This is a genomic window from Actinomadura sp. NPDC048955 (assembly GCF_040649435.1).
Taxonomy (GTDB): Bacteria; Actinomycetota; Actinomycetes; order Streptosporangiales; family Streptosporangiaceae; genus Spirillospora; species Spirillospora luteofluorescens.
On sequence record NZ_JBEZJI010000007.1, the window covers coordinates 191,070 to 215,989 of the forward strand.

The window sequence follows — 24,920 nt, forward strand, 5'->3', positions numbered from 1 at the left end:
ACCTAACCTAAGATCTTGTCCAGAGTGGGGACCGTCACGGTGGTCCCCGGCCGTCCCCCCCCCGGAGCCCGCCACGTGTTGACGACGAAGTCGCCGCCGGTCACGCCGCCCGCGGCCGACCGGCGTCCGCCGGGCGGCAGGTCGGCCGTCGGGCTCGCCGGCGCGCTGCTGCTCCTCCTCGCCACCGTCGTGCTGAGCCTCGGGATCGGAGCGAAGCCGCTGTCGCCCGGGCAGGTCTGGGACGGGCTCCTCCACTCCGATTCGGCGGCGTACACGCTCGTCCGCGAGATGCGCCTGCCCCGCACCCTGCTCGGGCTGCTCGCCGGGACGGCGCTCGGCCTCGGCGGAGCGGTCATGCAGTCGCTCACCCGCAACCCGCTCGCCGACCCCGGCCTCCTCGGCATCAACGCGGGCGCCGCCGCCGCGGTCGTGTCGGCCATCTCCTTCCTCGGTGTCACCTCGTTCACCGGGTTCGTGTGGTTCGCGTTCGCCGGCGCGGGCGCCGTCGCGGTGCTGCTCTACGCGGTCGGCGGCGGGCGCGCCGCCACCCCGGCCCGCCTCGCCCTCGCCGGGTCCGCGCTGAACGCCGCGCTCTTCTCCTACGTGAACGCCGTGCAGTTGCTCGACACCGCGTCCCTCGACCGGATGCGCTTCTGGACGGTCGGGTCGCTCGCCTCCGCGCAGGGCTACACCGTCGTCCGCGTCGCGCCGTTCGTCCTGGCCGGGCTGGTGGCGGCGCTGCTGCTGGCGCGCCCGCTGAACGCGATGGCGATGGGGGAGGACGCGGCCCGCTCGCTCGGCGCCCACCCCGGGCGGGTCCGGATCGCCGCGATCGTCACCGTCACGCTGCTGTGCGGCGCGGCGACGGCGGCGTGCGGGCCGATCATCTTCGTCGGGCTGATGGTGCCGCACCTCGTCCGCGCGCTGACCGGCCCCGACCTGCGCCGGCTCATCCCGTACTGCGCGGTCCTCTCGCCCGCCCTGATGCTCGCGGCGGACGTCTTCGGACGCGTCATCGTGCGCCCGTCGGAGCTCCAGGTCGGCGTCGTGATGGTCGTCGCGGGCGGGCCGGTGTTCCTCTACTTCGTCCGCCGGCACGGAGGATCACGCGCATGAGCAGGGGGCCGCATTTCGCCGTCGTCCGGACGCCCGCCGTGTCGTTCCGGTTCCGGCCGCGCGCCCTCGTCGTCGCGGCGCTCTGCCTCGCCGCCGCGCTCGGGACGGGCGTGCTCCTCATCGGCAGCGGCGACTTCCCGATGAGCCCCGCCGACGTCGTGCGGACGCTGGCGGGCCGGGGTTCGCCCGCCGACTCGCTCATCGTGAACGAGATCCGGCTGCCGCGCGTGGCGGCCGCGCTCGCGGTCGGCGCCGCGCTCGGGCTGGCGGGCGCGATCTTCCAGTCGCTGGTCCGCAACCCGCTCGGCAGCCCCGACATCCTCGGCTTCAGCCAGGGCGCCGCGACCGGCGTCCTCGCGGTGATCGTGCTGACCGGCGCGGGCAGCGTCGCGGTCGCGGCCGGCGCCGCCGGCGGCGGCCTGCTCACCGGCCTGGTCGTGTACCTGGTGGCCGGACGGCACGGCGCGCACGGGCAGCGGCTCATCCTCACCGGCATCGGCGTCGCCGCGATCCTCACCGGCGTCAACGGCTACCTGATCACCCAGGCGCAGATCACCGACGCGGCCCGCGCCGTGCTGTGGCTGACCGGCAGCCTGGACGGCCGCGACTGGGCGGACGCCGCGCCCGTCATCGCGGCGCTCGCCGTGCTCGGCCCGCTCGTCCTCGCCGGATGCGGCCGGGCGCTGCGGATGCTGGAGATGGGCGACGACGCGGCGCACGGGCTCGGCGTGCCCATCGAGCGGGTCCGGGTGCTGCTGCTGGCCGCGGCCGTGCTGCTCACCGCGCTCGCCTCGGCGGCGGCCGGGCCGGTCTCGTTCGTCGCGCTGACCGCGCCGCAGATCGCCCGCCGCCTCACCCGTACCGCCGGCCCCAACCTGCTTCCGGCGGCGTGCATGGGCGCCGCGCTGCTGGTGGCCGCCGACTGGGCGGCGCAGCGCGGCTTCCCCGGCCACCAGCTCCCGGTCGGCGTGGTGACCGGGCTGCTCGGCGGCGGATACCTGGTCTGGCTCCTCGTGACCGAACGCAAGACGGGACGGATGTGATGAAGGACGCGACCGCGCGGCTCGCCGGCACGGGGCTCACCCTGGCCTACGACAAGCGCACCATCGCCGAGGACCTCGACGTGGCGGTCCCCGAGGGATCGTTCACGGTGATCGTGGGCCCGAACGCGTGCGGCAAGTCGACGCTGCTGCGCGCGCTGGCGCGGATCCTCAAGCCCACCGCCGGGACGGTCGTGCTGGACGGCCGTCCCATCGCCGACTGGCCCGCCAAGAAACTGGCGCGGACGCTCGGGCTGCTGCCGCAGTCGTCCATCGCGCCGGAGGGCATCACGGTCGCCGACCTCGTCTCGCGCGGCCGGTACCCGCACCAGAGCCTGCTGCGGCAGTGGTCCAGGGAGGACGAAAGGGTCGTCGCCGAGTCGATGGCCGCGACCGGCGTCGGGGACCTCGCCGACCGGCACGTGGACGAGCTGTCGGGCGGGCAACGGCAGCGGGTCTGGATCGCGATGGTGCTCGCCCAGCAGACGCCGCTGCTGCTGCTGGACGAGCCGACGACCTACCTCGACATCGCGCACCAGATCGAGGTGCTCGACCTGTGCGCGCGGCTGCACGAGGAGGGCCGGACGGTCGTCGCCGTCCTGCATGATCTCAATCACGCCGCCCGCTACGCCACGCACATGATCGCGATGCGGGACGGCCGGATCGCGGCCGAGGGCGACCCGTCCGCCGTCGTCACCGCCGACCTGGTGGAACGCGTCTTCCGGCTGCCGTGCCGGGTGATCGACTGCCCGGAGACCGGCACCCCGCTGGTCGTCCCGGCGGCCCGCGCCCGCATCCCCGCGCCGCGCTGAGGCGCCCCGCGGCGGGCGGGGCAGGACGGAGCACGCCCGGAATCGTTGTAGCCTCCTAATGGTTGTAGGGCTATAACGATTGGAGGCGGCGTGCCCGAACTCAGTCCCCGGCGGCGGGTGGCGGTGCTGGCCATCTGCTGCCTGAGCCTGCTCATCGTCAGCCTGGACAACACGATCCTCAACGTCGCGCTCCCCTCGCTGCAGCGCGACTTCCACAGCTCGCTGTCGGGCCTGCAGTGGACGATCGACGCGTACCTGATCGTCCTGGCGTCCCTGCTGCTCCTGTCCGGCTCCACCGCCGACCGGATCGGGCGGCGCCGCGTGTTCCAGACGGGGCTCGCCCTGTTCTCCGTCGGGTCGGTGCTGTGCAGCCTCGCGCCGTCCCTCGGCCTGCTCGTCGCCGCCCGCGTCGTGCAGGCGGTCGGCGGGTCCATGCTCAACCCCGTCGCGATGTCGATCATCACGAACGTGTTCACCGAGCCGCGCGAGCGGGCCCGCGCCATCGGCGTCTGGGGCGCCGTCGTCGGGCTCAGCATGGCGATGGGGCCGCTGGTCGGCGGGCTGCTGGTCGACTCGGTCGGCTGGCGGTCGATCTTCTGGCTGAACGTGCCGATCGGGCTGGCCGCGCTCGCGCTGACCGCGCTGTTCGTCCCCGAGTCGCGCGCCCCGCGCCCGCGCCGCCCCGACCCGCTCGGCCAGGCGTTCATGATCCTGCTGCTCGGGACGCTGACCTTCGCGATCATCGAGGCGCCCGGCCGCGGCCTGGCCGACCCGGCCGTCTACGGCGCCGCGCTCGTCGCGGCCGCGTCCCTCGCCGGGTTCGTCGTGCACGCCCTGCGCGCCCCCGAACCGCTGATCGACCTGCGCTTCTTCCGCAGCGTCCCGTTCTCCGGCGCGACCGTCGTCGCCGTCAGCGCGTTCGCCGCGCTCGGCGGCTTCCTCTTCCTCAACACCCTCTACCTGCAGAACGTGCGCGGGCTGTCGGCGCTGCACGCGGGGCTGTTCCTGCTGCCGATGGCGGCGATGACCGCCGTGACCGCCCCGCTGTCGGGACGGCTCGTCGGCGGCCGGGGCCCCCGGCTCCCGCTCCAGATCGCGGGGGCGGCGATGCTCGCCAGCGGGCTGCTGTTCGCCGCGTTCGACGCCGAGACGAACGACCTCACGCTGTTCGCCGCGTACGTGCTGTTCGGCATCGGGTTCGGCATGGTGAACTCGCCGATCACCAACACCGCCGTGGCGGGGATGCCGCGCGCCCAGGCGGGCGTCGCCGCGGCGGTCGCCTCCACCAGCCGCCAGATCGGGCAGGCGCTCGGCGTCGCGGTGATCGGCGCCGTGCTGGCCGCCGGGACGGCCGCGGAGCACCCCGCCGCGTCCGCCTTCGTGTCGGCCGCCCGACCGGCATACTGGATCCTCGCCGGATGCGCCGCCGCCGTCCTGGTGCTGGGCACGGCCACCACGGGCCGGCGGGCCGCCCGCAGCGCGGCGCGCACGGCCGGCCTGTTCGGCGGCGACGAGCCGGCGCCGGACGCACGCGATGTGACGGGAGCGAGTGCGCGATGACCGAGCCCGCCGTCCAGCACGCCGACACCGCCGCGCGCGCGTGGCACAACCTGCGGGTCCTGCTGCACGAGCGCGGCGACCGGCGCCGCGAGGTCACCGACGCGCTCGGCATGAGCTTCTTCCGGGTCAAGGCGCTGCGCCACATCGCCGTGGCGACCGCCCCGCTGTCCTTGCGCGACCTCGCCGAGCGGCTGCTCACCGACCGCCCCTACGTCACCCTCGTGGTGGACGACCTTGTCGGGCGGGGCCTGGTCGAGCGGACCGAGAACCCCGCCGACCGCCGCTCCAAGATCGTGACGGCGACGGCGGCGGGGCGGGCCGCGGCGGCGGAGGCCGAGCGGATCCTCGACACCCCGCCGCCGTCGCTCTACGACCTCCCGGCCGAGGATCTGGCGGTCCTCGACCGGGTCGCGGCGCGCCTGGTCTCCGAAGGCTGACCGCGGCCCCGGGTCAGGCGCCGGCGGGGACCTTGTAGGTCCTGGCCGCCTCCGACTCCGCGGGCTCCCGCTCGACGACCAGGCCGCCGAGCGCCTTGGCGTCCGTCCGCAGGATGTAGGTCCTGCGCGTGCCGGGCTCGTCCACCTTCGAGAAGTCCATCGGCGTGCCGTAGCCGCCGTCGTGGGCGGTGGTGGAGCGGTGCGCGCTGATCAGGCCCTCGCGGGTGAGGTCCTTGGCCGCGCACGCCTTCTTCAGCGCGTCCGCGAAGATGACCGCGCCCGTGTAGCCGTTGACGACGGCGCTGTCGCGCGGCTGCCCCGGGTACTTCTTCCCGTAGTCGTCCGCCAGCTTCTTGATCGGCGCCAGGCCGGACGAGACGGGCGCCCCGGCGCTGGCGAGATAGAAGTCCTTGAGCAGCGCGGGCGCCGCCGCGGTCTGCAGCAGCTGCGGCGAGAACCCGGAGTTGCTCGCCACGATCGGCGCCGTCATGCCCTTGGCGCGGGCGAGGCCCGCCAGCGACGCCGACTGCCGCGGCCCGGCGCTCATCAGGATCGCCTTGACGCCCGCGCTCTTCAGCGCCGCGGCCTGGGCGGACATGTCGTTGTCGGTCGCCTTGATCTTCTGCTCGACGAGCGTGAGGCCGAGCTCGCCCGCGGCGTACTTCGCACCGGCGAGCGCGCTCTCGCCGTAGTCGCCCTCGAAGTACACGTGCCCGACCTTGTCGCCCCTGGCGAGGCCCTTCTCCCGGGTGAGGAAGTCCAGGGCGTTGATCATGTCGATGTCGTAGGTGGTGCCGGTGACCTGGATGTACCGGCTGCCCAGCAGCGTCGTCGACCAGGCGTTCGGGATGACGAACATCTTGTCGGACGTGATGCGCCCCTTGAGCGCCGTCACCATCGGCGAGCCGACGAACTGGGCGATGCCGATGACGCTCGACTGCATCTCGCTGTACGCGGCGACGGCCTTCTGCACGTCGTAGCCGTGGTCGCGGACGACCAGCTCGACCTTGCGCCCGCAGACGCCGCCCTGGGCGTTCAGCTGCTCGAAGTACAACTGCTGCGCCTGGGTGAGGCTCTTGCCGAGCGGCGCGTACACCCCGGTCAGGTCGGTCTCGACGCCGACGCGGATCGTGCCGTCGCTGACGCCGGGCCCGGTCCTGACGCCTTCCGGCCCGGTGCCGCCGGACCCGCCGGACGCCTTGCCGCTGCAGCCCGACGCCATGCCGAGCGGCAGCGCCGCGGCCAGCGCCGCGACCGCGGCGAGACGTGCCGGGCCCGGCCTGCGGATGCGCTTCATATTGCTTGCTCCTCTTGCTCGAATCGGGTGAGGGGACGGGAGGCCCGGCGCCGGGACGCGGCGGTGCGCAGCCGCGTCCACGTCCCGGTCAGGCCGCCGGGCAGGAACAGCACGACGGCGACGACGGCGGCGCCGTAGAGGATCCGGGCGGCCTCGGCGGGGGAGACAGCGCCCGAGCCGGGCGCGGCGACGAGCGGCAGATCGTCGCCGAAGCGGGTGAGGAGCTGGGGCAGTACGGAGACGAACACCGCGCCCGCGACGGCGCCGGCCGCGGTGCCGAGCCCGCCGATGACGATCATGGCGAGGTAGTCCAGGGACAGGAACATGCCGAAGTAGTCGGGGACGGTCCGCCGGAACGCCAGCGCGAGCAGCGCCCCGGCCGCCCCCGCGTACATCGACGACAGCACGAACACCCCTGCCCGGTAGCGCGCCACCGGGACGCCCATCACCGCCGCCGCGACCTCGTGGTCGCGGATGGTGTTGAGGGCCCGCCCGGGCCGCCCGCGCAGGATGCCGCGCGCGATCCACACGGCCGGGACGAGCAGTGCGACGGCGAGGAACCACAGCCGCTCCAGCGCGCCGAGCGGGACCGCGAACACCACCAGCCCGGGGGCGTCGTCGAAGCGGAACCCGGCGATCTCCAGCGGCGGGACGTCCCGCCCGTTGAACCCGCCGGTGACGCTCCCGGCGTTGAACAGCAGGTGCTGCCCGATGAAGATCAGCGCGAGGGACGCGATGCCGAGGTAGGTGCCGCGCAGCCGCCCGGCGATGGGGCTGAACAGCCCGCCCGCGACGCCCGCGAGCAGGATCGCGCCGAGGAACGCCAGCGGCGTCGGCAGCCCGAGCCCCGCGAGCCGCGGCCCGGAGCCGGACGCCAGGTAGACGTACCCGTACGCGCCGACCGCGAGGAAGAAGGCGTGCCCCATCGACAGCTGCCCGGTGGCGCCGGTCAGCAGGTTCAGGCCGATGGCGCCGATCGCCGCCGCCATCGCGAACAGGCCCGTCTGGAGCCAGAACGCGTCGAGGTAGAAGGGCATGGCCAGCAGGACGAGGATGCCCGCGGCGGCGGACGCGAGCCGGATCCGGGGGTCAGACACGCGACAGCTCCCTCGTCCCGAACAGCCCGGCGGGACGGACGAGCAGCACCGCGAGCATCACCAGGAACGGCGCCACGTCGCCGATGCCGCGCCCGAGGAACGACAGCTGGCCCTGGTACCCGGTCACCAGCGACTCGGTGAGCCCGACGGCGAGGCCGCCGACGAGCGCGCCCGTCGTGGAGTCCAGGCCGCCGAGGATCGCGGCCGGGAACGCCTTCATCGCGGCGAACGAGGTGGCGCGGTCCAGGCCGGGGGTGGGGAACACGGTCAGGAACAGCGCCGCCACCGCCGCGAGCGCCCCAGCGATCGCCCACGCGGCGAGCGACACCCGGCTCAGCCGGACGCCCATGAGCGCTGCCGTCTCGCCGTCCTCGGCCGCCGCCCGCATAGCCACGCCCCACGGGGTGAGGCGGAACGCCAGCAGGAACGCGGTGATCAGGACGGCTGCGGTCACGAACGCGGCGATGCGCGTCTGCGCGACGCCGACGCCCGCCACCTCGACGATCCCGTCCCCCCACGGGTCGCCGAGCGGCAGGACCCGCGTGCCGATCTCCCGGGTCAGCGCCGTGGTCAGCACGATGTCGACCCCGATCGTGACGATCGCCAGCACGGAGTGGTCCTCCACCCGGGCGCGCCGCAGCACCAGCAGCTCCACCAGCGCGCCCGCGGCGGCCGCGGCGGCGACCCCCGCGCCGAGCGCCGGCAGGAACCCGATGTCGTCGTGCAGCACGGCCGTCACGTAGCCGCCCGCCAGCAGCAGCGAGGTGTGCGCGAAGTTGACCACCTCGGTGGCCTTGAAGATGACCACGAAGCCGAGGGCGATCAGCGCGTACACCGACCCCGCCGAGACCCCGTTGACCACCAGCTCGATGAACGTGCTCAAGGATTTCCCTCCGATTCGGGGGCGTCCGCGGGCGCGTGCGCGGCACCGAGATAGGCGCGGACCACGGCCGGGTCGCGCTGCACCGCCGCGGGCGCGCCGCCCGCGATGCGCCTGCCGAAGTCCAGGACGGTGACCTCGTCGGCCAGCCGCATCACCATCCCCATGTCGTGCTCGACCAGCAGGACCGAGAGGCCGAGGTCGGCGCGGGCGCGGGCGATGACCTCGGCCATCCGCCGCCGCTCCGCGCCGTTCATCCCGGCCACCGGCTCGTCCAGGAGCAGCAGCCGGGGCTCCATCGCGAGCGCCCGTGCCAGTTCGACCCGCTTGCGCACGCCGTAGGGCAGCGGCCCGACGGGCGCGGCCAGATGCTCGCCGACGCCGACGAACGCGGCGATGTCGCGGACCCGGGCCCGGTGCCGCGCGTCCTCCCCGCGCGCCCACGGCATCCGCAGCCCCGCCGAGGCGAACCCGGCCCGGGTGAGGCGGTGCCGCCCGAGCATGAGGTTGTCCTCGACGGACAGGTGCCGCGACAGCGCGATGTTCTGGAACGTCCGGGCGACGCCGAGGGCCGCGATCCGGTGCGGCGGCAGCGCGGTGAGCTCCGCCCCGCCGAACCGCACGCTGCCCTCGCTCGCCCGGTAGACGCCGGACAGCACGTTGAAGCACGTCGACTTGCCCGCGCCGTTCGGCCCGATGACCGCGTGGACGCTGCCGGGCGCGACGGTGAAGTCCACCCCGTCCAGCGCCGTCAGCCCCGCGAACCGCACCGTGAGCCCGGTGACGCGCAGCTCGCCCTCCTCCGTCCCGCTCATCCGGCGGACCACCGCTCCAGCGAGGGCCCGTCCCCGGTCCCGGGGGCCTCGGCGTCCTCGCCGCCGACGCCGAGGTAGCGGCGCCTGACCTCGTCGCTCGCGGCCAGCTCCGCCGACGGGCCGTGCAGCGTCACCGCGCCGACCTCCAGCACGTGCGCGGACGACGACAGCTCCAGCGCCAGCGCCGCGTTCTGCTCGATCAGCAGGATCGCCGTGCCCTGCAGGTTGATCTCCCGGACGGTCTCGGCGATGCGCTCGGCCATGAGCGGCGCGAGCCCGAGCGTCGGCTCGTCCAGCAGCAGGACGGCCGGGCACGCCATGAGCGCCCGCCCGATCGCGAGCATCTGCTGCTCGCCGCCCGACAGCAGCCCGGCGCGCTGGCGCGCCCGCTCCGCCAGCAGCGGGAACAGCGTGAGCACCCGCGCGCGGGCCTTCGCCGCGTCCGACCTGCTCGGCGCGCCGAGCGCGCCCGCCCGCAGGTTCTCCTCGACGCTGAGCCGGCCGAACACCCGTCGGCCCTCCGGGACCTGCACCACCCCGGCCGCCACGACGGTGGCCGGGTGCAGGCCGATCAGGGACCGCTTGCCGAGCCGCACCGTGCCCGCGTCGACCGCGCCGCGGTGGAACGGCAGCGTGCCCGAGATCGCGCGGAGCAGGGTCGTCTTGCCGGCCCCGTTCGCGCCGAGGACGGCCGTGACCGATCCCGCCGGGACGTCCAGCGTGACCTCGCGCAGGGCCCGCACCGCCCGCCCGTAGCTCACCGACAGCCCACGGACCGCGAGGGTCCCGTTCGCCATGCGCCCCTCCAGAAGTTCGTGTGACCGGCACCCCAGCACGGGGCCCCGACCTGCGTCCACGGGCCGCGGGCAAGACGGGGCGGGGGTCCAATCGAACGTCGTTCGGGTTGTGCGGGGAGCACAGTGCGGCCCGATTCGGGCGGGCGTTCGTCCTTCTGGGGGTCCGGGTGCGTATGACCCGTCATGAGGCAGACGGCATGGAACCGTTCGCGGCGGCTCGCCGCCGCGCTCGCCCTGGCGGCCGCGCTCACGGGTGCCTGCGAGTACGGCCCGGCCGCCACGGGCCCCGGCGCCCGTCCCGCGGCGCAGGGCACCCCGGTCGCGTCCCGCGCGCCCGCTCCCCGGCAGGCCGCGTTCGACGAGCGCGAGTTCCGGGAGGACGTCCGGACCGCCGAGACGCTCACCGACGACTTCTGGCGGCGCCACTGGGACCGCCTGTTCACGGGGGAGTACAGCTCACCGCGCGTCGTCGGCCTCTACGACGGGCGTGACCCCTCCTCAGCGCCGGTGTGCGGCGGCGAGCGGTTCGAACCCGACAACGCGGCGTACTGCCCGACCGGGGACTTCGTCGCCTGGGACGCCCACCTGATGCGGTCGGGGTACGCGCGCGGCGACGCGTGGGTCTACCTGGTGATCTCGCACGAGTGGGGCCACGCGGTGCAGAACCGGCTCCGGCGCGGCCTGGTGTCGCCCGCCGCCGAACTGCAGGCCGACTGCCTGGCGGGCGCCGCCCTCTACGGCTCGTCCGACGACGGCACGCTGCGGTTCGAGGACGGCGACGAGCAGGAGCTGGTGGACGCCTTCAAGGTCATCGGCGACCGGGCGCCCTGGACCAGGCCCGGCGACCACGGCTCCGCCGTCCAGCGGCTGCGCGCCTTCTCGCGCGGCGGCGAGAAGGGCGTGCGGGCCTGCTTCACCTGAGGTGGCGCTCCACCGACTCCACCTTGGCGTCGAGGGCGCCGGTCACGCCGGGACGGATGTCGGCCTTCACGACGAGGCTCACTCGCGGCGCCCGCGCCGCGACCGCGTCGGTGGCGGCCTTCACCACCGCCATCACCTCGTCCCACTCGCCCTCGATCGTGGTGAACATGGCGTCGGTCCGGTTGGGCAGGCCGCTCGCCCGCACCACCCGCACCGCCTCGGCGACGAGTTCGCCGACCTCCTCGCCCGCGCCGAGCGGGGTGACCGAGAACGCGACGAGCATCGCGCACCTCCGAACCTAGGGTTGGACGACCTGCCGTACCACGATCTCATCCAGCCGCCGCTCGACGACCACCCCCACCGGCCAGTCGCGCACGAGGCAGCGCAGCAGCGCCGCCTCGTGCTCGGCGAAGGAGGGGTCGCAGCCCTGCTGTTCGAGGCTGGAGCGGATGGCCAGGACGTAGTCGGCGTCGGTGAAGCCCGCGACGTCGCGGACCATCGCCGTGGTCGTGGCGCGATGGGAGTTGAGCCCGGCGAAGGAGCGCCCGCATCCGCAGCCGCCGTCGGGGTCGTCGCGGTCGCGGGCGCACACCGTCCCGATGTGGACCAGCTCGCCTTCGACGCACCAGTCGAAGTCGTTGCCGCGGAATCCCTGGCTGGAGTTGGTGGCGGTGAGAAGTTTCAAGGCCATGCCCCCTCGGCTCGTGGACGCCCGACCACCGTACGACGAGGGTCTGACGTAACGTCGGGAACATGAGCGAAGACGACGACGTCCTGCTGCACCGCGACGGCCCCTTCACCACGATCACGATGAACCGGCCGCGCCGCCGCAACGCGCTCTCCCGCGACTTCCTCCTCCGGCTCACCGAGGCGTTCCGCGAGGCCGGGCGGACCGACGCCCTCGGCGTGGTCCTCGCCGCGAACGGCCCGGTCTTCTCCGCGGGTCACGACTTCGCCGACATGTCCGGGGCGTCGCACGCCGACGTCCGCGAGCTGCTGCGGGTCTGCACCGAGCTGATGCGGACGATCCAGTCGGTTCCGCAGGTGGTGGTGGCCCGCGTCCACGGCCTCGCGACCGCCGCCGGCTGCCAGCTCGTGGCGAGCTGCGACCTGGCCGTCGCCGCGGAGGGCGCGGGGTTCGCCGCGCCCGGCGGCAAGGGCGGCTGGTTCTGCCACACGCCCCTGGTGGCGATCTCCCGCAACGTCGGCCGCAAGCGCGCCGCCGAGATGGCCCTCACCGGCGAGGTCGTCGACGCGCCCACGGCCGCCGAGTGGGGACTGATCAACTACGCGGTCCCCGCCGACGAGCTGGACAAGGCCGTCCGCGACCTCCTGGAGCGCGCGACCCAGGGCAGCCCCAGCAGCAAGGCCCTCGGCAAACAGGCGATGTACGCCCAGTTCGACCGCCCCGAGCAGGACGCCTACGCCTACGCGATCGAGGTGATGGCCGCGTCCAGCCAGACGCCGGAGGCACAGGAGGGAATGGCGGCGTTCCTGGAGAAGCGCCGCCCGAACTGGCCCGCCTAGGCGGCGAAGGGCCCGCGCCGCTCCGAGAACGGCGCGGCGCCGTGCGTAGGGCGGGCGGGACTCGAACCCGCGACCGGGAGATTATGAGTCTCCTGCTCTGACCAGCTGAGCTACCGCCCCAGGCGCAGTCCCGGCCCGACCGGGGCGTCGCCGGGAGCAATCCTAGCGGCGGGCGTTTCACCAGGGCCACCGAGAACCCCGATGTCCCGCGATCGCGATGCCCGGAACCGCGATGTCCTACCTCAGGGGGTGGGATGTCATACCTGGTACCGAGTGACGGGCTGCGGTACCCGTCGGTAGGGTCCCGCGTATGTCCAGACGCATCCTCGCTCTCGTGCCCGTCCTGCTCGCGCTGGTGTTCGCCGGGGCCTGCGACGGCGGGTCCGGTGGGCCCGCGAAGAAGGCCGACTTCGACGCCGCCCAGACGCTCCGGCAGGCCGCGCAGGCCATGGGGGGCCTGAAGAGCGTCGCGTTCACCCTGGAGTCGGAGGGCAAGATCCCGGTCATGGTGAAGGGCGGCGACATGAAGCTGCTCCGCAGCGGGGACGCCGAGGGGGCGCTGGCGGTGGAGCAGCAGGGCCAGAAGGTCGAGATGAAGGTCGTCGCGGTCGGGGACAGCATCTACCTGGACGCCGGGACGGGCGGCTGGCGCAAGCTGCCCAAGGGTCTGGCGGCGAGCGTGTACGACCCGTCGGCGGTGCTGGACCCGCAGCGGGGGATCGCGAAACTGCTGACGTCGGCGCGGGAGCCGTCGCCGGAGGCGGTGGAGAAGGTGGACGGCAAGGAGGCCTACCGGGTGGCCGCGAAGCTGCCCAAGGACCAGGTCGCTGGTCTGATCCCCGGCATCGGCGAGGACATGGACGGCCAGGTCTGGGTGAGCAAGGCCGACCACCGGCTGCTGAAGGTGCGGGGGGCGTTCCCGAAGGACGCGGGCGCGGTGACGATCAAGTTCACCGAGTTCGACGCCCCGTACAAGATCAGCGCGCCGCGGTGAGCGGGCGTCGCCGGGTCGCGATCGGCGCCGGCGGCGCGGTGGTGCTGCTGGCCGCGCTGGACGCCTACGTCGTCACGACGATCCTGCTGCCGGTGGTCAAGGACCTCGGGATCCCGGTGAACCGGCTGGAGCGGGTGACCCCGGTCCTGACGGGGTTCCTGCTGGGGTACGTGGCGGCGATGCCGCTGCTCGGGCAGCTGTCGGACCGGTTCGGCCGGCGGCCCGTGCTCCAGGTGTGCCTGCTGTTCTTCGCGATCGGGTCGGTGGTCACGGCGCTGGCGCACGGCGTCCCGGTGCTGACGGCGGGCCGGGTCGTGCAGGGCGTCGCGGGCGGCGCGCTGCTGCCGGTGACGATGGCGCTGGCCGGCGACCTCTGGGAGGAGCGGCAGCGGCCCGTCGTGCTCGGCGCGGTGGGGGCGGCGCAGGAACTCGGGAGCGTGCTGGGTCCGCTGTACGGTGCGGGGATCGCGGCGGCGCTCGACTGGCGGGCGATCTTCTGGATCAACCTGCCGCTGGTGGCGGTGGCGATGGCGGCCGTGCAGGTCGCGGTGCCGGGCGGGCGGGGGGCCGGCCCAGAGATGAGCGAAGCGAACCGGGGGGTGTGGGGGGTCGCCCCCCCACAGAGGACGGGGCTGAGCGAAGCGAGCCGGGGGGTGCGGGGGGACGACCCTCCACAGAGGACGGGGCTGAGCGACGCGAAGCGGGGGGACGTCCCCCCACGGGAAGCGCGGCCCGGCGTGGACGTCGTGGGCGGTCTGCTGCTGGCCCTCGGGCTCGGCCTGCTGGTCGCCGCCGTCTACAACCCCGAGCCGCAGGAGACGGCCCTGCCGCCGTGGGGTCTTCCGGCGCTGGGCGCGGGCGCCGTCGTCCTCGTGCTGTTCGTGCTGTGGGAGGTCAGGTCCAGGACGCGGCTGCTCGACCTGTCGGGCGTGCGGCGGGGGCCGCTGCTGGCGACGCTCGGCGTGAGCCTGCTGTCGGGCGCGGCGCTGATGGTGACGCTCGTGGACGTCGTGCTGGTCGCGCAGACCGTCCTGCACAAGGACGCGACGGACGGCGCGCTGCTGCTGACGCGGTTCCTCGTGGCGCTGCCCGTCGCGGCGGTGGCCGGCGGCCTGGTGGCGCGGCGAGTGGGGGAGCGGTGGCCGATGGCCGCGGGGATGGCGGTCTCCGCCGGCGGCTACCTGCTGATCGCCGGCTGGCCCGCCGACCTGGCGAACGCGTCGTACGGGCCGCTGCCGAGGATGGACGTCGACCTCGTCGTCACGGGGCTCGGGCTCGGCCTGGTGATCGCGCCGGTGTCGTCGGCGGTGCTGGCGTTCGTCCCGGCCGCGCGGCACGGCGTCGCGTCCGCGGCCGTGGTCGTCGCGCGGATGATGGGGATGCTGCTCGGCATCTCCGCGCTCACCGCGTGGGGGTTCCACCGGTTCCACGCCCTCACGGCAGATCTGAAGCCGCCGCTGCCTTTCCTGATGTCGAAGGCCGAGTTCGCGGAGCAGATGAAGATCTACGACGCGGCCCTTCAAGACGCGCTGCGGACCGAATACCGGGAGATCTTCTGGATCACCGCCGGGATGTGCCTGCTGGGGGCGCTGCTCGCCCTGGCCGCCGGGGCTCGCGGGGGCTCGCAGGGCCCGTCCGACGGCCGGATTCGGTCATCGGCCCGGAATATCGGCCCGGAAACCGGAGATGATTCGGCCACCGGCGACGTGCCGATCAACGAGCTCGGGAATATCCTGGGAAAAGATGGCTAAAGGCCTCTTGCCGGGAGGGCACACCCCGGGGAGGTGAACGCAGATGCGCAGGTCCGGCATCGGCCGAGGAGGCACGCCGCTCACCAGGCTGCGCCGGCGCCTCGGCCTGCAGCGCAGCGAGCTGCGCCGCCAGGTGGACCGCGTCCAGCGGCGGATCGCCCTCGGCCTCCTCCTGCTGCTGCTCGGCACCGCCTCGCCGCTCGCCGCCTGGACCGCGTCCTGGTCCTACTCGGCGGGGACGCGCGCGGAGAACGCGGAGCGGGCCGACCGCCGCCAGGTCGTCGCCACGGTCACCTCGACCGGCGGCCTGGGCTCCTCCGGCGACCGCTACATCCACGAGACCGTCCAGGCCAGATGGCCCGGCGCGGACGGCCGGCCCCACGCCGGGTCGCTGCCGGCCTGGAAGAACGCCAAGGTCGGCGCGCACCGCACGATCTGGGTGGACGGGCAGAGCGAACCGAGCGTCCGGCCCCGCCCGCACAGCCGCACCGTCACCGACGCCGTGTACGCGGCCGGCGCCACCGTGCTCGGCTGCTCGCTCCCGGTCCTGATCGCCTACGCCCTCGTCCGGCGGCGCTGCGACCGGCACCGCGACGAGCTGTGGGAGGCGGCCTGGGCGCGCCTGGACGCCGCCGGCCACAACCCCCGCTCCTGACGCCCGTCTAGGGCGTGAGGAGGGCGCGGGCCGTCTGGACGAGGACCGCGTTGTCGGCGGCGGGGGAGCCGTCGGGGAGTTCCAGGGTGTCCTCCAGCCCGATGCGGACGTCGAGGTTCAGCCTGACGGCGAGCCGCAGCACCGGCCACGCGCCGCCGTCCTCGCCGTGCAGCAGGATCGGGCGCGACAGGCGGGTGCCGAGGTCGTGCAGCAGCGCCTTGGCGGTATCGGTCGCCGTCTCCGGGTCGGTGTCGGTGACCTCCGCGAGGATCCGCAGCACGTGGTGGGCGTGCGGCCAGCTCAGGAACCGCGCTGCCGCGTCGGTGCCGGAGAAGATCCCCGCCTCGATCGCGACGCCGCGTTCGAACAGCGCTTCGGCGACCAGCTCGGCGCCCTCCTCGTGGAAGTTCACCGAGGCGTGGTCGGGCAGGACGGTCCAGGAGCGCACGAGGGCGGCGCGCTCGACCGGGTCGGGCGCGGCCCAGGCGCCGGTGGTCACCCCGACGGCGATCGACGGGGTGGCGGCGCGGACGGCGGCGAGGGTCTCGGCGACGCGGGGCGCCTCCAGGGTGTCGGCGCCCGCGTCGTCCTTGGCGTGCAGGTGGACGTCCTGCGCGCCCACGTCGGCCGCGGCGCGGACCGCCGCGGCGATCTCCTCCGGGGACGTCGGAACGCCCTCGGTCCGGCTTCCGTTGGGGCAGACCTGGAGCATGACCCCGATCATCTCAGGTCCCGATCAGGGCGTGATGACGCAGGGTCCCCCGCCGCACACGTCCACGACCTCGCCGGTGGTGAGGAAGGCCGCCTTCTGCCGGCGCGCGTCCGCGCTGCCGCGGGGGTCGGAGTGCGGGTCGCGTCCCTCGGTGGGGGGCGTGTTGGTGAGCGGCGGGACGGGGGAGCCGCTGTCCCACACGACCATGGCGGAGCCGTCGTGGGACGAGCCGAACGTCGGTATGCCCCAGTAGGGCGTCTTGTCCGGGCTGCGGCCCGGGGTGAGCGCCGGCGCGTGGATCCGGGCGCCGATGGTGCGCGCCTCGACCTCGGCGGCGACCGGGGCGACCTGGTGGTCGCCGAACGCCACGTGCATCAGCACGCGGTGCTTCGGCGTGTTCGGCAGCGGGTCGTCGGTCATGTGCCAGGCGTAGCCGTCGGCCTCGCCCCGGTCCCACAGCATCTGGATCAGCGCGAGGCCGATCTGCTGGTCGAGCCTGTCCGGGTAGAACAGGTCGAGGACCTTCGCGTACTGCGGGAAGTCGGCGCTGCGGTTGAGCAGCGTGCTGTAGTTCATCGCCGGGACGCCGAGGACGGCGCGGCGGACGTCGGGGGAGACCGCGGTGAGCGCGCCGCCCATGATGCCGCCCTGGCTGTTGCCGTCGTAGGTCAGCTCGGCCCCGGCGTCGATGAGGGGGGCGCCCGCGGCGTTCTGGAACGCCTTGTCGCCCGCGAACCCGCGGGTCATCGCGCGTCCGAGGAAGGTGAAGTTCACGAGGCTCTGCTGGAGGCGGTCGGCGACCGTCCGGAAGCGGGTGAGGTCGGCGAGCGCGGAGACGACGTTCGGGACGTCCTCGTCCGCCATGCCGATCCACTTGGTCGCGCAGAACACGAAGCCGTGCTCGGCGGCCATCGCCTTGACGTTGCCCGCGTCGACCTCGCCCTCGTTGCCGAGCAGGCCGTGCCCGTAGAGGGCGGGGCGCGCGGGACGGGTGAGCGCCGAGCGCGGGATCTCGCACTGGAACGGGACGGCCTGGGAGTTGCCCGGCAGCTGCGAGGGCATGCCGTCCGCGCCGCGGTGCAGCGCCGATCCGGGCAGCCCGCCGTACTGGTCGAGGTAGCTCGGCGCCCAGACGACCCCCTTCACCTCGCGGGCGATCTTGTCGTCCACGTCGTCGGCCACCTGGGTGACGAGGAACGAGGGGGAGCGGTCCCCGAGCCCGCGCAGGGCGTCGTCGCGCATGCGGAGCACCGGCCCGGTGAGGCTCTGCCGGCTCGCGACGGTGAAGTCCCAGGCGAGGTAGAGGCCGTCGCGGCCCACCCCGCGGGCCTGGAGCGCGGCGAGGACCCGTGCGCTGTCCCGCTGCCGCGCCGCGAGCGGGTCGGCCGACGGCAGCTCCGGCCCGAGGATCTTGGCGAACGCGGCGTTCGGCCCGATCGGGTTCCCGGACCCGTCGCGCAGGTCGCGCAGCGCGACGGCGTAGCGGTGGCCCTCGCGGAAGTTGCGGGCCGGGCGGATGATCAGCGCCCGGCGGTCGGCGGGGGGCGTTCGCGTCCAGTTCCGCCCAGTACGGCCAGCGCTCGCCGGTCGCGGTGTCGACGATGACGATGGGGGCGTCGTCGCGCAGCGAGGCGCCGATGTCGGTGACGGGCGCGGCGCCGGTGCGGGCCAGGTCGAGGCCGGGGACGCGGCTGAGCAGCATCGATCCGGGGGAGAAGCCGTCGGCGCGGTTCCACTCGCCGGGCGACACGGGCACGCCGAGCGCGTTCTTCAGCGTCGTGCGCAGGTGGACGCGGCGGCCGGTGGGGGTGCCCGCGTCCGCGACCGTGTTCCAGTCGTTGGGGAACGGCAGCAGGCACGCGGCCGGGTCGATCGGGTCGCAGCCGTCGCCGGCCTGAGCCGCGGCCGGCGGCACGGCGGCCGGGCCGGCCAGCAGCGCGAGGGACGCGGCGAGCGCCGCGCATGCCGACAGGGTGCGCTGGGGGAGACGCAACGTCCACCTCCGGAAGAGCCGCGGCGTTAGCGGGATCTTGGTCTCAGCGCAGGCTCAGGTCAATGGGTGTCCGGAAGTGGTCAGAGCGCTTGTCGGTCGAGGCGGGGCCGTGGGAGCGCAGGACGACGGGCGCGCCCAGCGCGCCCTCGATCGTCTCCACGGCGTCGCCGAGCGGGGCGTACACGGGGCGCGCCGCCAGGAGGCGGCGGGTGAGGGCGGCCTGGCGGTCCAGGTCGGGCGGCCCGGACTCCAAGCGCCCGACACGTTGGCCGTCGATCTCGTAGGAGTGGCAGACACGCAGGTCTGGACGTGCCCCCGCTACGTCCAGGTGCGTGACCGCCAGGCCGTCCACACCGCCCGTCACCTCCAGCGCGTACCGGAGCGCGACGGAGTCGAGGTGGCCGACGCGGAACGCGCCCTGCCAGCGCCCCGTGCCGTTGTGCCGGTCGGGGAGGTCCGCGGTCAGCGCCGGGTCCTCGGTGACGAAGGGCCCGGGCCCGTGGCGCGTCGCGTACGCGCGCAGCACCCCGAGCCGCGTCGCGGTCGCGCCCGCCTCGGCCAGCAGGGCTTCGGCGTTGGTGAACGTCGTCGTCGACCACGTCGTGTACGGGTGGAAGCCGTGCCACTCGTCCAGCAGGACGCCCTGGGCGCCCTCGAACACCACGTTCCCGGCGCGGAGCAGGGCGGGCAGGTGGCCGGGGCCGACGATCCGCACCCGCCCGGCGAACGCGGTGAAGGCCTCGGCGCACGCGTCGGCCGACGGGACGTCCTCGCCGCCGGGGAACGCGGCGCGGTACCAGTCGCGGACGGCGGCGAGGCGCCGCCGCAGCCGGGCGGGCGACAGGCAGTCGCCCGCCCGCGGTGCGTCGTCGTGCGCCAGGGCGTAGGACGCGGTCTCGCCGATGCCCATCCCGCACGACCCGTGCCGGGCCGCGCCGCGCGCCGACTCCCGCGCGCGGTTGGCGGCCCGGTGGTAGGGCGTCGTGAGCAGCGCCTCCCCGTCGACGGTGAGCCGGTCGAGCGCGTCGGGGACGCCCAGCGCGCGCAGGTGGTCGGCCTCGGCCGCGAGCGCCAGCGGATCGACGAGCATGAACCGCGACAGGTGCGTCCGGACCCCCGGCGTGAACGTTCCCGAGCCGAACTGGGCGAACGTGTGGTGCCGCCCGTCCGGCGCGACGACGTTGTGCGCGGCCTGCGCGCCGCCGTTGAACCGCACGACCGCCGTGACCCTTTCACTGGAGCGGGGAGAACCGGGGGGTGTAGGGGGTCCTCCCCCCACAGAGGACAGGGCAGCGCGGAGCGAACCTGAGGGCAGCCCGGTGCGGCAGAGGTGGTCGACGACCGTGCCCTTGCCCGCGTCCCCGAAGCCGAGGTCAACGACGATCACGTGGCCCATGGGTCAGAGGCGGGTCGTCGCGGACGGGCCGGAGGCGTCGAGGCCGGGCGGGGTGGAGGAGACCGCGACCGGTGCGCGGGCCGCGTCCAGCCGGGCCAGCGCCCGCGACACCGAGGCGCCGGCGTCCGAGCCGGCCTCCGCCAGGTGGTCCAGCCCCTCGCCGAGGTCGATGGCGTCCTCGGCGAGCCCGATCGTCAGCGCGATGGTCTCGCAGACCGCGTCAAGGTCGTCCAGGTAGAGCACGTTCTGGCCGAGCAGCTTCTGCCAGAAGTCCTTCACCTCGCGCCTGCCGGAGTGGTAGGCGCCCTCCGGGATGATGAAGTACACGTCGTACTTCCTCTGCAGCTCGCGGACGAGCTTCTCGATGGGGACGTCCCTGTCCGGCTCGCCGCCGATCACCGCGGCGATCTCGCGCCGCTTCGCCTTCGGGTAGGCCAGCTCGTCCCCGATCATGAACAGGTAGCCGCGCTTGCCCCGCCTGTCGAGGCAGTCGATCGCGGTGTGCCGCGCCATGAAGTACATGGCCAGCTCGTAGGACTCGCGCATCTGGCCGCCGCCCCCGCCCTCAAGGAGGATCTTGCCGAGGTCGTCGTCCATCCGGTTGTCGGCCTCGAACTGCCCGACCTGGAGCGGCGCCCGGTCGCAGGTCGCGTCGCCGACCGCGCCGAACAGGATGTGCGGGTGCTCGACGTACCCCTTGCGCAGCAGCAGCCCGAGCAGGTCGGGGAGCTTGGCCTGCAGCGTCCGCGGCACGGTCCCCATCGAACCGGTCACGTCGAACAGCACGCCGATCGCGAGCGACTCGGGGTGGTCGTCGGAGTCCCGGCTCTCCCGGACGGTCACGCCGCGCGGGTCCAGGTCGGGGTGGACGGCGGTCGCGCCGCCGTCGGAGTAGGCGAACGCGCTGGCGCCGGTGGACGCGCGGTAGCTCGCGCGCGCTGCGTAGACGTCGGTGGACCAGTTTCCGCTTCCCATGATCTCTCTCCTTCAGCGGGTGGCGGGCATGTGGAAGGGGCGGAAGCGGCGCGGGCCGTAGAGCCGCTCCAGCAGCTCGTCGAACTCGGCCAGCAGCCGCCAGGCGTCGGAGGGGCGCCGGTTCTGCGCCGGCGACGTGCAGCCGCGCGCAAACGAGCGCATCGCCTTCGGGGCCTTGTCGCCCATCAGGTCGGTCATGCACCTGGTGGCCATGAAGATGTCGGTCGCCGGGCTCGCCGGCCGCCGTTCCGGCACCTCGGGCGGGTACCAGCCGGCGTACCGCCCGACCATCGCCGGGACGCGCCCCGAGGGGTCGGTGTGCGCGTAGCAGCCGGGGACGGAGTAGCACCAGTCGACCAGGACCAGGCCGTGCTCCTCCGGGTGGATCATCACGTGGTCGGGCAGCACCGCGCCGTGCAGGACGCCCGCGCGGTGCGCGAAGCCGAGGCCCGCCAGCAGGCGCCGCCACATCCAGGCCGCGTCGCGCGGGTCGACGCCGCCGGGGTGGGCGCGCCTGACCTCGGCGAGGCTGTGGAAGCCGTCCAGCGCGGCGATCACGTTGACCTGCCGCTGCGTCCCGGTGGCGGCGTCCCGGTGCCGGAACGACTCGACGAGCCGCGGCATGTAGGGCAGGAACCGGGCGTCGCCGTCCTTGGGGAGCTGGCGGAGCGCCACGGCCTCGCGTTCGAGCAGGTCGCCGTCGGCCGGGTCGCGCGGCATCTTCACCAGCACCTCGCGTCCCGGCTCCGGGCGCGCCGCGTACAGCACCGCGAGGTCGCCGCCGATCGGGTCGCCCTCCAGCCGGTACGCGTGGCGGCGCGTGGTGATCAGCGTCTCGTCGCCGCGGTTGCGGGCGCGCCAGAGCGAGGTCAGCCTGGCGAACGCCTCCTCGGTCCGGCGGCCGCCCGCGTCCGGGTGCAGGAGCCGGGCCAGCCGCCGGTAGCGCCGCCCCGCCTCCGCCTCGTCGTCGCCGAACAGGTCGGCGGGAACACGGGCCCGGCCGAGCCGCGCCAGCGCGTCGTCCAGATCGTTGCCGCTCATCTGTGCTCCCTGTGGGGGGCGACCCCCCACACCCCCCGGTTCGCTCCCGCTCATCTGATCTCCTCCTCCCGACTCGGCCGCAAGAGAGCCGGGTGCAGGAGCCGGGCGTCGCCCGCGCGGTAGAGGCGGGGGCGCGGGCCGCCGCGCCGGCCTCCGCGGTCGGACGTCGCGCCGGTGCTCTCCACGAACCCCGGGACGGACAGGACCTTGCGGTGGAAGTTGCCGGCGTGCAGCTCCTCGCCCCACACCGCCTCGTACACCGAGCGCAGCTCGGGGATGGTGAACTCGCCGCCGCAGAACGCCGTGGCGAGCGGGGTGTACTCCAGCTTCCCGCGCGCCCGCTCCAGCCCGTCCGACAGGATTCGCGCGTGGTCGAACGCCAGCCGGCGGGTGGTGCCGGGGCGCTGGTCCCCGGACTCCGCCAGGCCCAGCGCGTCCACCGGCACCCAGGCGGCGTCGGCCGCGTCGCCGCCCGCCTCCGGGTCCGGCAGCTCGGGCGCGAACGCCAGGTAGGCGACGGAGATGACGCGCATCCGCGGGTCGCGGCCGGGGGAGCCGTAGGTGCCGAGCTGCTCCAGGTGGACCCGGCTGAGCGCGCCCCCCTTGGCGCTGAGCCCGGTCTCCTCGGCCAGCTCCCGGACGGCTGCGTCGGGCAGGTCCTCGGCGTCGGTGCCCTGGAGCGGGCCGCCCGCTTGGACGAAGCCGCCCGGCAGCGCCCACATCCCCTCGTGGGGGGCGTTCCCCCGCCGCACCAGAAGGACGTGGAGGGCGCCGTCGCGGATGGTGAGCGCGACCACGTCCACCGTCACGGCGACCGGGTCGTAGTCGCGCGGGTCGTAGTTCGCGAGGAACTCGCTCTCGTCGCGCCTCGGTTCCGAGGTCATCCGCCCGCCTCCCGTCGATCTCGGTCTGAGTAAGTCTCAAGTCGAGTTCATCTCGATATGAGAAGAACATAACCCGGACGGGAGCCGCTGTCCAGTCCGTTCTCCCGGAGACGGCGAGGGCGCCGCCCCGGGAAGGGGGCGGCGCCCTGAGTCGTGCGCCGGGCCCGGTCGTGCGGCGGGCCCGGTGTTCGGCGGATCCTTACAAAACCGAAGTTCTCTCAGCGGCGGTGCCGGCCGCCGTGCGGCGGCTCCTGGTGCTCGTCGCCCTGACCGGACGGGTGGCGCTCGCCGGGACGGGGATCGCGGGCGAACTGGCCGCCCGGCTGCCGTCCCGTCGAGTACCGGCCGGTCGGGTAGGGGCTCTCGGGCGTGCCGGGGCGCCGTTCGGCCGACCAGGGGCCCGTCCCGTACGGCCCGGGGGAGGAGGAGAGGTCCCACGGGCCGGGCGGCGTGGCCGCCCCGGGCGGCGGTGCCATGCCGGGCTGGGAAACCATCCCGGACTGGGGGACCATGCCGTGCTGGGATGCCATGCCGGGCGGAGGGGCCATGCCGGGCGGCGGGGCGGGGGCGAGCCGCGCGGCGGCCGGGCGCTCGGGCGGCGCGTCCAGGAGGAGCTTCATCTGGCTCTTGCGGCGCCCGTAGACCATGTAGAGGACGAGCCCGACGCCCATCCAGACGGCGAAGTACCCCCAGGTCTGGACGTTCAGGTTCAGCATCAGCCAGCCCACCGCGACGATCGTCACGAGGACGACCAGCGGCGCCGCGGGCATCCGGAAGGGCCGGTGCAGGTCGGGCCGGGAGCGGCGCAGCGCCAGCACCGCCGCCGCGACGAACAGGAACGCGAACAGGGAGCCGATCACGACGAGCTGCTCCAGCGTGAGCACGTCGATCGTCTGCGACATGACCACCGCCGCCCCGCCGGCCACGAGCGTGGCGCGGGACGGCACCTTGTAGCGGCTCATCGCGGCCAGGGGGCGCGGCAGCAGGCCGTCGCGCGAGATGGAGAACACCACCCGGGTCAGGCTGATCATCAGCACCAGGATCACGGTGGTCAGCGCGAGCATCGCGCCCACGTCGACGATCTTGCCCATGGCGCCCGCGCCGACCGAGTCGAAGGCCGCGGCGAGCAGCAGCTTGTCGGGGTTCAGCTTGGCGATGCCGTCCATCCCCATCATGCCGACCAGCGCGAACGCGACGGCCACGTACAGCACGATCGCGGTGACCAGGGCGGTGAGGATCCCGCGCGGGACCTTGCGGGGCGCGTCGTCGGTCTCCTCCGAGGCCGTCGCGATGAGGTCGAACCCGATGTAGGCGAAGGCGATGGCGGGCGCGGCCGCGAGCATGCCCCAGGTCCCGAACACGTGCGGGGTGCCGCCGCCGACCGCGCCGAGCACGGCGTCCAGCACCGTCTTGTCGCCCGCGGGCGCGGGCTGGGAGGGCGGCAGGAAGGGGGTGAGGTTGCCGGGGTGAAAGAACTTCAGCGCGGTCGCGATGACGAGCCCGATCACGATGACCTTGGCCAGCACCATGAACCACAGCGACTTCAGGCTCATCCGGCTGCCGCCGGCGAGCATCAGGACGACCAGCAGCAGGATGCCGAGCGCGAACACGTCCGGCCCCTTCTGCTGGCCGATCAGGTCGCCGAGCCCGCTCGGGATCGGCACCCCGAAGTCGTGCAGCGCCTGCGTCGCGTAGAGGGACCAGACCCGGGCGAGCACCGACGCGGCCAGCAGCAGCTCCATGATCAGAGCCCAGCCGACGACCCACGCCCAGACCTCGCCGAACGCGACGTAGCTGAAGGAGTAGGCGCTGCCCGCGACCGGGATGATCGAGGAGAGCTCGGCGAAGGCGAGCGCCGCCAGCACGCACACGCCGCCCGCGATGAGGAACGACACGAGCACCCCGGGCCCCGCCGTGGAGGACGCCTGCTCGCCGGCGATCTTGAAGATGCCGGATCCGATCATGACGCCGAGGCCGAGCACGACGAGATCGCGGGTCCGGTAGACCACGCGGAGCCGGTGCCGGCCGCCGTAGAGCCTGCCGGTCGCCTGCTCGACCGGCAGCCGGCGGAACATGTTGTTGCGCATGCGCATGTCCAAGGTCATAGGTGGTCCCCCAAGGCCTGAACCCGCGCCGCTGTTCGCGAGGTGACGGCTGGCTGAAGTCCCTAAGAATTCACCAGGTATGGGCAAAATAGCAACGTTTTGTGGGTGATTAGTG

25 protein-coding genes and 1 tRNA gene are annotated in these 24,920 nt (G+C 74.2%); 11 read left to right on the forward strand and 15 right to left on the reverse strand.

Translation table 11 applies throughout. The annotated features are described in order from the left end of the window. Positions 1 to 75: 75 nt before the first annotated feature. The 5 genes from AB0C84_RS10295 (at position 76) to AB0C84_RS10315 (ending at position 4,965) form a co-directional block, all read left to right on the forward strand. Positions 76 to 1,116 carry an iron chelate uptake ABC transporter family permease subunit gene (locus AB0C84_RS10295; RefSeq protein WP_361063627.1) on the forward strand — a complete coding sequence of 347 codons (1,041 nt, stop codon included), beginning with the start codon at positions 76 to 78 and terminating at the stop codon, positions 1,114 to 1,116. Next, complete coding sequence (locus AB0C84_RS10300) at positions 1,113 to 2,159, forward strand: iron chelate uptake ABC transporter family permease subunit (protein ID WP_179843049.1); 1,047 nt, start codon at positions 1,113 to 1,115, stop codon at positions 2,157 to 2,159. Before AB0C84_RS10295 ends, AB0C84_RS10300 begins: the two co-directional genes overlap by 4 nt. Next, the gene (locus AB0C84_RS10305) at positions 2,159 to 2,968 is read left to right on the forward strand and encodes an ABC transporter ATP-binding protein (RefSeq protein WP_361063632.1); all 810 of its coding nucleotides are present in this window, start codon (positions 2,159 to 2,161) and stop codon (positions 2,966 to 2,968) included. The genes AB0C84_RS10300 and AB0C84_RS10305 overlap by 1 nt, the downstream gene beginning before the upstream one ends. Before the next feature lie 90 nt (positions 2,969 to 3,058). Next, on the forward strand, positions 3,059 to 4,528 hold the full coding sequence (locus tag AB0C84_RS10310) for an MFS transporter (RefSeq protein ID WP_361063635.1): 1,470 nt from the start codon (positions 3,059 to 3,061) through the stop codon (positions 4,526 to 4,528). Further along, positions 4,525 to 4,965 (forward strand): MarR family transcriptional regulator, encoded by a 441-nt coding sequence (locus AB0C84_RS10315; protein ID WP_361063638.1) that lies wholly within the window; start codon positions 4,525 to 4,527, stop codon positions 4,963 to 4,965. The genes AB0C84_RS10310 and AB0C84_RS10315 overlap by 4 nt, the downstream gene beginning before the upstream one ends. Positions 4,966 to 4,978: 13 nt before the next feature. Here the strand turns inward: AB0C84_RS10315 and AB0C84_RS10320 are convergent, their stop codons facing one another. From AB0C84_RS10320 to AB0C84_RS10340, 5 genes are read right to left on the reverse strand one after another with little or no spacing between them, the layout of a single operon-like run. Continuing rightward, complete coding sequence (locus AB0C84_RS10320) at positions 4,979 to 6,262, reverse strand: ABC transporter substrate-binding protein (RefSeq protein ID WP_361063641.1); 1,284 nt, start codon at positions 6,260 to 6,262, stop codon at positions 4,979 to 4,981. Next, positions 6,259 to 7,359 carry a branched-chain amino acid ABC transporter permease gene (locus AB0C84_RS10325; protein WP_361063644.1) on the reverse strand — a complete coding sequence of 367 codons (1,101 nt, stop codon included), beginning with the start codon at positions 7,357 to 7,359 and terminating at the stop codon, positions 6,259 to 6,261. The genes AB0C84_RS10320 and AB0C84_RS10325 overlap by 4 nt, the downstream gene beginning before the upstream one ends. Next, entirely contained in the window at positions 7,352 to 8,242 is an 891-nt protein-coding gene (locus AB0C84_RS10330; protein ID WP_361063647.1) for a branched-chain amino acid ABC transporter permease, read from the reverse strand. The genes AB0C84_RS10325 and AB0C84_RS10330 overlap by 8 nt, the downstream gene beginning before the upstream one ends. Next, a complete protein-coding gene (locus AB0C84_RS10335) occupies positions 8,239 to 9,054 on the reverse strand; it encodes an ABC transporter ATP-binding protein (protein ID WP_361063650.1) in 816 nt (271 codons plus the stop codon). The genes AB0C84_RS10330 and AB0C84_RS10335 overlap by 4 nt, the downstream gene beginning before the upstream one ends. After that, complete coding sequence (locus tag AB0C84_RS10340) at positions 9,051 to 9,851, reverse strand: ABC transporter ATP-binding protein (RefSeq protein WP_361063653.1); 801 nt, start codon at positions 9,849 to 9,851, stop codon at positions 9,051 to 9,053. The genes AB0C84_RS10335 and AB0C84_RS10340 overlap by 4 nt, the downstream gene beginning before the upstream one ends. A gap of 183 nt (positions 9,852 to 10,034) precedes the next feature. Between AB0C84_RS10340 and AB0C84_RS10345 the strand changes: the two genes are divergently transcribed. Then, complete coding sequence (locus tag AB0C84_RS10345) at positions 10,035 to 10,772, forward strand: neutral zinc metallopeptidase (protein ID WP_179843041.1); 738 nt, start codon at positions 10,035 to 10,037, stop codon at positions 10,770 to 10,772. Here the strand turns inward: AB0C84_RS10345 and AB0C84_RS10350 are convergent. Next, positions 10,765 to 11,055, reverse strand: a complete 291-nt coding sequence (locus AB0C84_RS10350; protein ID WP_089312546.1) for an MTH1187 family thiamine-binding protein — start codon at positions 11,053 to 11,055, stop codon at positions 10,765 to 10,767. The genes AB0C84_RS10345 and AB0C84_RS10350 overlap by 8 nt on opposite strands. Positions 11,056 to 11,070: 15 nt before the next feature. Then, positions 11,071 to 11,463, reverse strand: a complete 393-nt coding sequence (locus AB0C84_RS10355; RefSeq protein WP_179843040.1) for a hypothetical protein — start codon at positions 11,461 to 11,463, stop codon at positions 11,071 to 11,073. A 62-nt stretch (positions 11,464 to 11,525) separates the two neighbouring features. Here AB0C84_RS10355 and AB0C84_RS10360 point away from each other — a divergent pair, with 62 nt between their 5' ends. Continuing rightward, the gene (locus AB0C84_RS10360) at positions 11,526 to 12,299 is read left to right on the forward strand and encodes an enoyl-CoA hydratase-related protein (protein WP_361063658.1); all 774 of its coding nucleotides are present in this window, start codon (positions 11,526 to 11,528) and stop codon (positions 12,297 to 12,299) included. 46 nt (positions 12,300 to 12,345) lie between these two features. Here AB0C84_RS10360 and AB0C84_RS10365 read toward each other — a convergent pair. Beyond that, positions 12,346 to 12,419: transfer RNA gene (locus tag AB0C84_RS10365), tRNA-Ile, on the reverse strand. Positions 12,420 to 12,609: 190 nt separating this feature from the next. On the opposite strand from AB0C84_RS10365, the gene AB0C84_RS10370 reads away from it, so the two are divergent. The 3 genes from AB0C84_RS10370 to AB0C84_RS10380 are packed head-to-tail and all read left to right on the forward strand — an operon-like array spanning position 12,610 to position 15,699. Beyond that, positions 12,610 to 13,293: an LppX_LprAFG lipoprotein gene (locus AB0C84_RS10370; protein WP_361063661.1), complete on the forward strand. Its 684-nt coding sequence runs from the start codon at positions 12,610 to 12,612 to the stop codon at positions 13,291 to 13,293. Continuing rightward, positions 13,290 to 15,044 (forward strand): MFS transporter, encoded by a 1,755-nt coding sequence (locus AB0C84_RS10375; protein ID WP_361063664.1) that lies wholly within the window; start codon positions 13,290 to 13,292, stop codon positions 15,042 to 15,044. Before AB0C84_RS10370 ends, AB0C84_RS10375 begins: the two co-directional genes overlap by 4 nt. Before the next feature lie 43 nt (positions 15,045 to 15,087). Further along, positions 15,088 to 15,699, forward strand: coding sequence for a hypothetical protein (locus AB0C84_RS10380; protein ID WP_361063667.1), 612 nt, complete (start codon positions 15,088 to 15,090; stop codon positions 15,697 to 15,699). A gap of 7 nt (positions 15,700 to 15,706) precedes the next feature. Here the strand turns inward: AB0C84_RS10380 and AB0C84_RS10385 are convergent, their stop codons facing one another. Together AB0C84_RS10385 and AB0C84_RS10390 are read right to left on the reverse strand one after the other, a co-directional pair. Then, positions 15,707 to 16,423 (reverse strand): 3-keto-5-aminohexanoate cleavage protein, encoded by a 717-nt coding sequence (locus AB0C84_RS10385; RefSeq protein WP_218905206.1) that lies wholly within the window; start codon positions 16,421 to 16,423, stop codon positions 15,707 to 15,709. A gap of 12 nt (positions 16,424 to 16,435) precedes the next feature. Next, positions 16,436 to 17,731, reverse strand: a complete 1,296-nt coding sequence (locus tag AB0C84_RS10390; RefSeq protein ID WP_361063670.1) for a hypothetical protein — start codon at positions 17,729 to 17,731, stop codon at positions 16,436 to 16,438. Between the two features lie 281 nt (positions 17,732 to 18,012). Between AB0C84_RS10390 and AB0C84_RS10395 the strand changes: the two genes are divergently transcribed. Continuing rightward, positions 18,013 to 18,309, forward strand: a complete 297-nt coding sequence (locus tag AB0C84_RS10395) for a hypothetical protein (RefSeq protein ID WP_361063673.1) — start codon at positions 18,013 to 18,015, stop codon at positions 18,307 to 18,309. Between the two features lie 138 nt (positions 18,310 to 18,447). Here the strand turns inward: AB0C84_RS10395 and AB0C84_RS10400 are convergent, their stop codons facing one another. The 5 genes from AB0C84_RS10400 to AB0C84_RS10420 all read right to left on the reverse strand — a co-directional run bounded on the left by AB0C84_RS10400 (position 18,448) and on the right by AB0C84_RS10420 (position 24,805). After that, positions 18,448 to 19,800, reverse strand: a complete 1,353-nt coding sequence (locus AB0C84_RS10400; protein ID WP_361063676.1) for an adenylosuccinate synthetase — start codon at positions 19,798 to 19,800, stop codon at positions 18,448 to 18,450. 3 nt (positions 19,801 to 19,803) lie between these two features. Then, positions 19,804 to 20,775, reverse strand: coding sequence for a hypothetical protein (locus AB0C84_RS10405; RefSeq protein ID WP_179843033.1), 972 nt, complete (start codon positions 20,773 to 20,775; stop codon positions 19,804 to 19,806). 12 nt (positions 20,776 to 20,787) lie between these two features. After that, the gene (locus AB0C84_RS10410) at positions 20,788 to 21,816 is read right to left on the reverse strand and encodes a molecular chaperone DnaJ (RefSeq protein WP_361063680.1); all 1,029 of its coding nucleotides are present in this window, start codon (positions 21,814 to 21,816) and stop codon (positions 20,788 to 20,790) included. Positions 21,817 to 21,866: 50 nt separating this feature from the next. Continuing rightward, positions 21,867 to 22,700 carry an NUDIX hydrolase gene (locus tag AB0C84_RS10415; protein ID WP_361063683.1) on the reverse strand — a complete coding sequence of 278 codons (834 nt, stop codon included), beginning with the start codon at positions 22,698 to 22,700 and terminating at the stop codon, positions 21,867 to 21,869. Between the two features lie 218 nt (positions 22,701 to 22,918). After that, entirely contained in the window at positions 22,919 to 24,805 is a 1,887-nt protein-coding gene (locus AB0C84_RS10420) for an amino acid permease (protein WP_361063686.1), read from the reverse strand. Between the last annotated feature and the right edge of the window lie 115 nt (positions 24,806 to 24,920).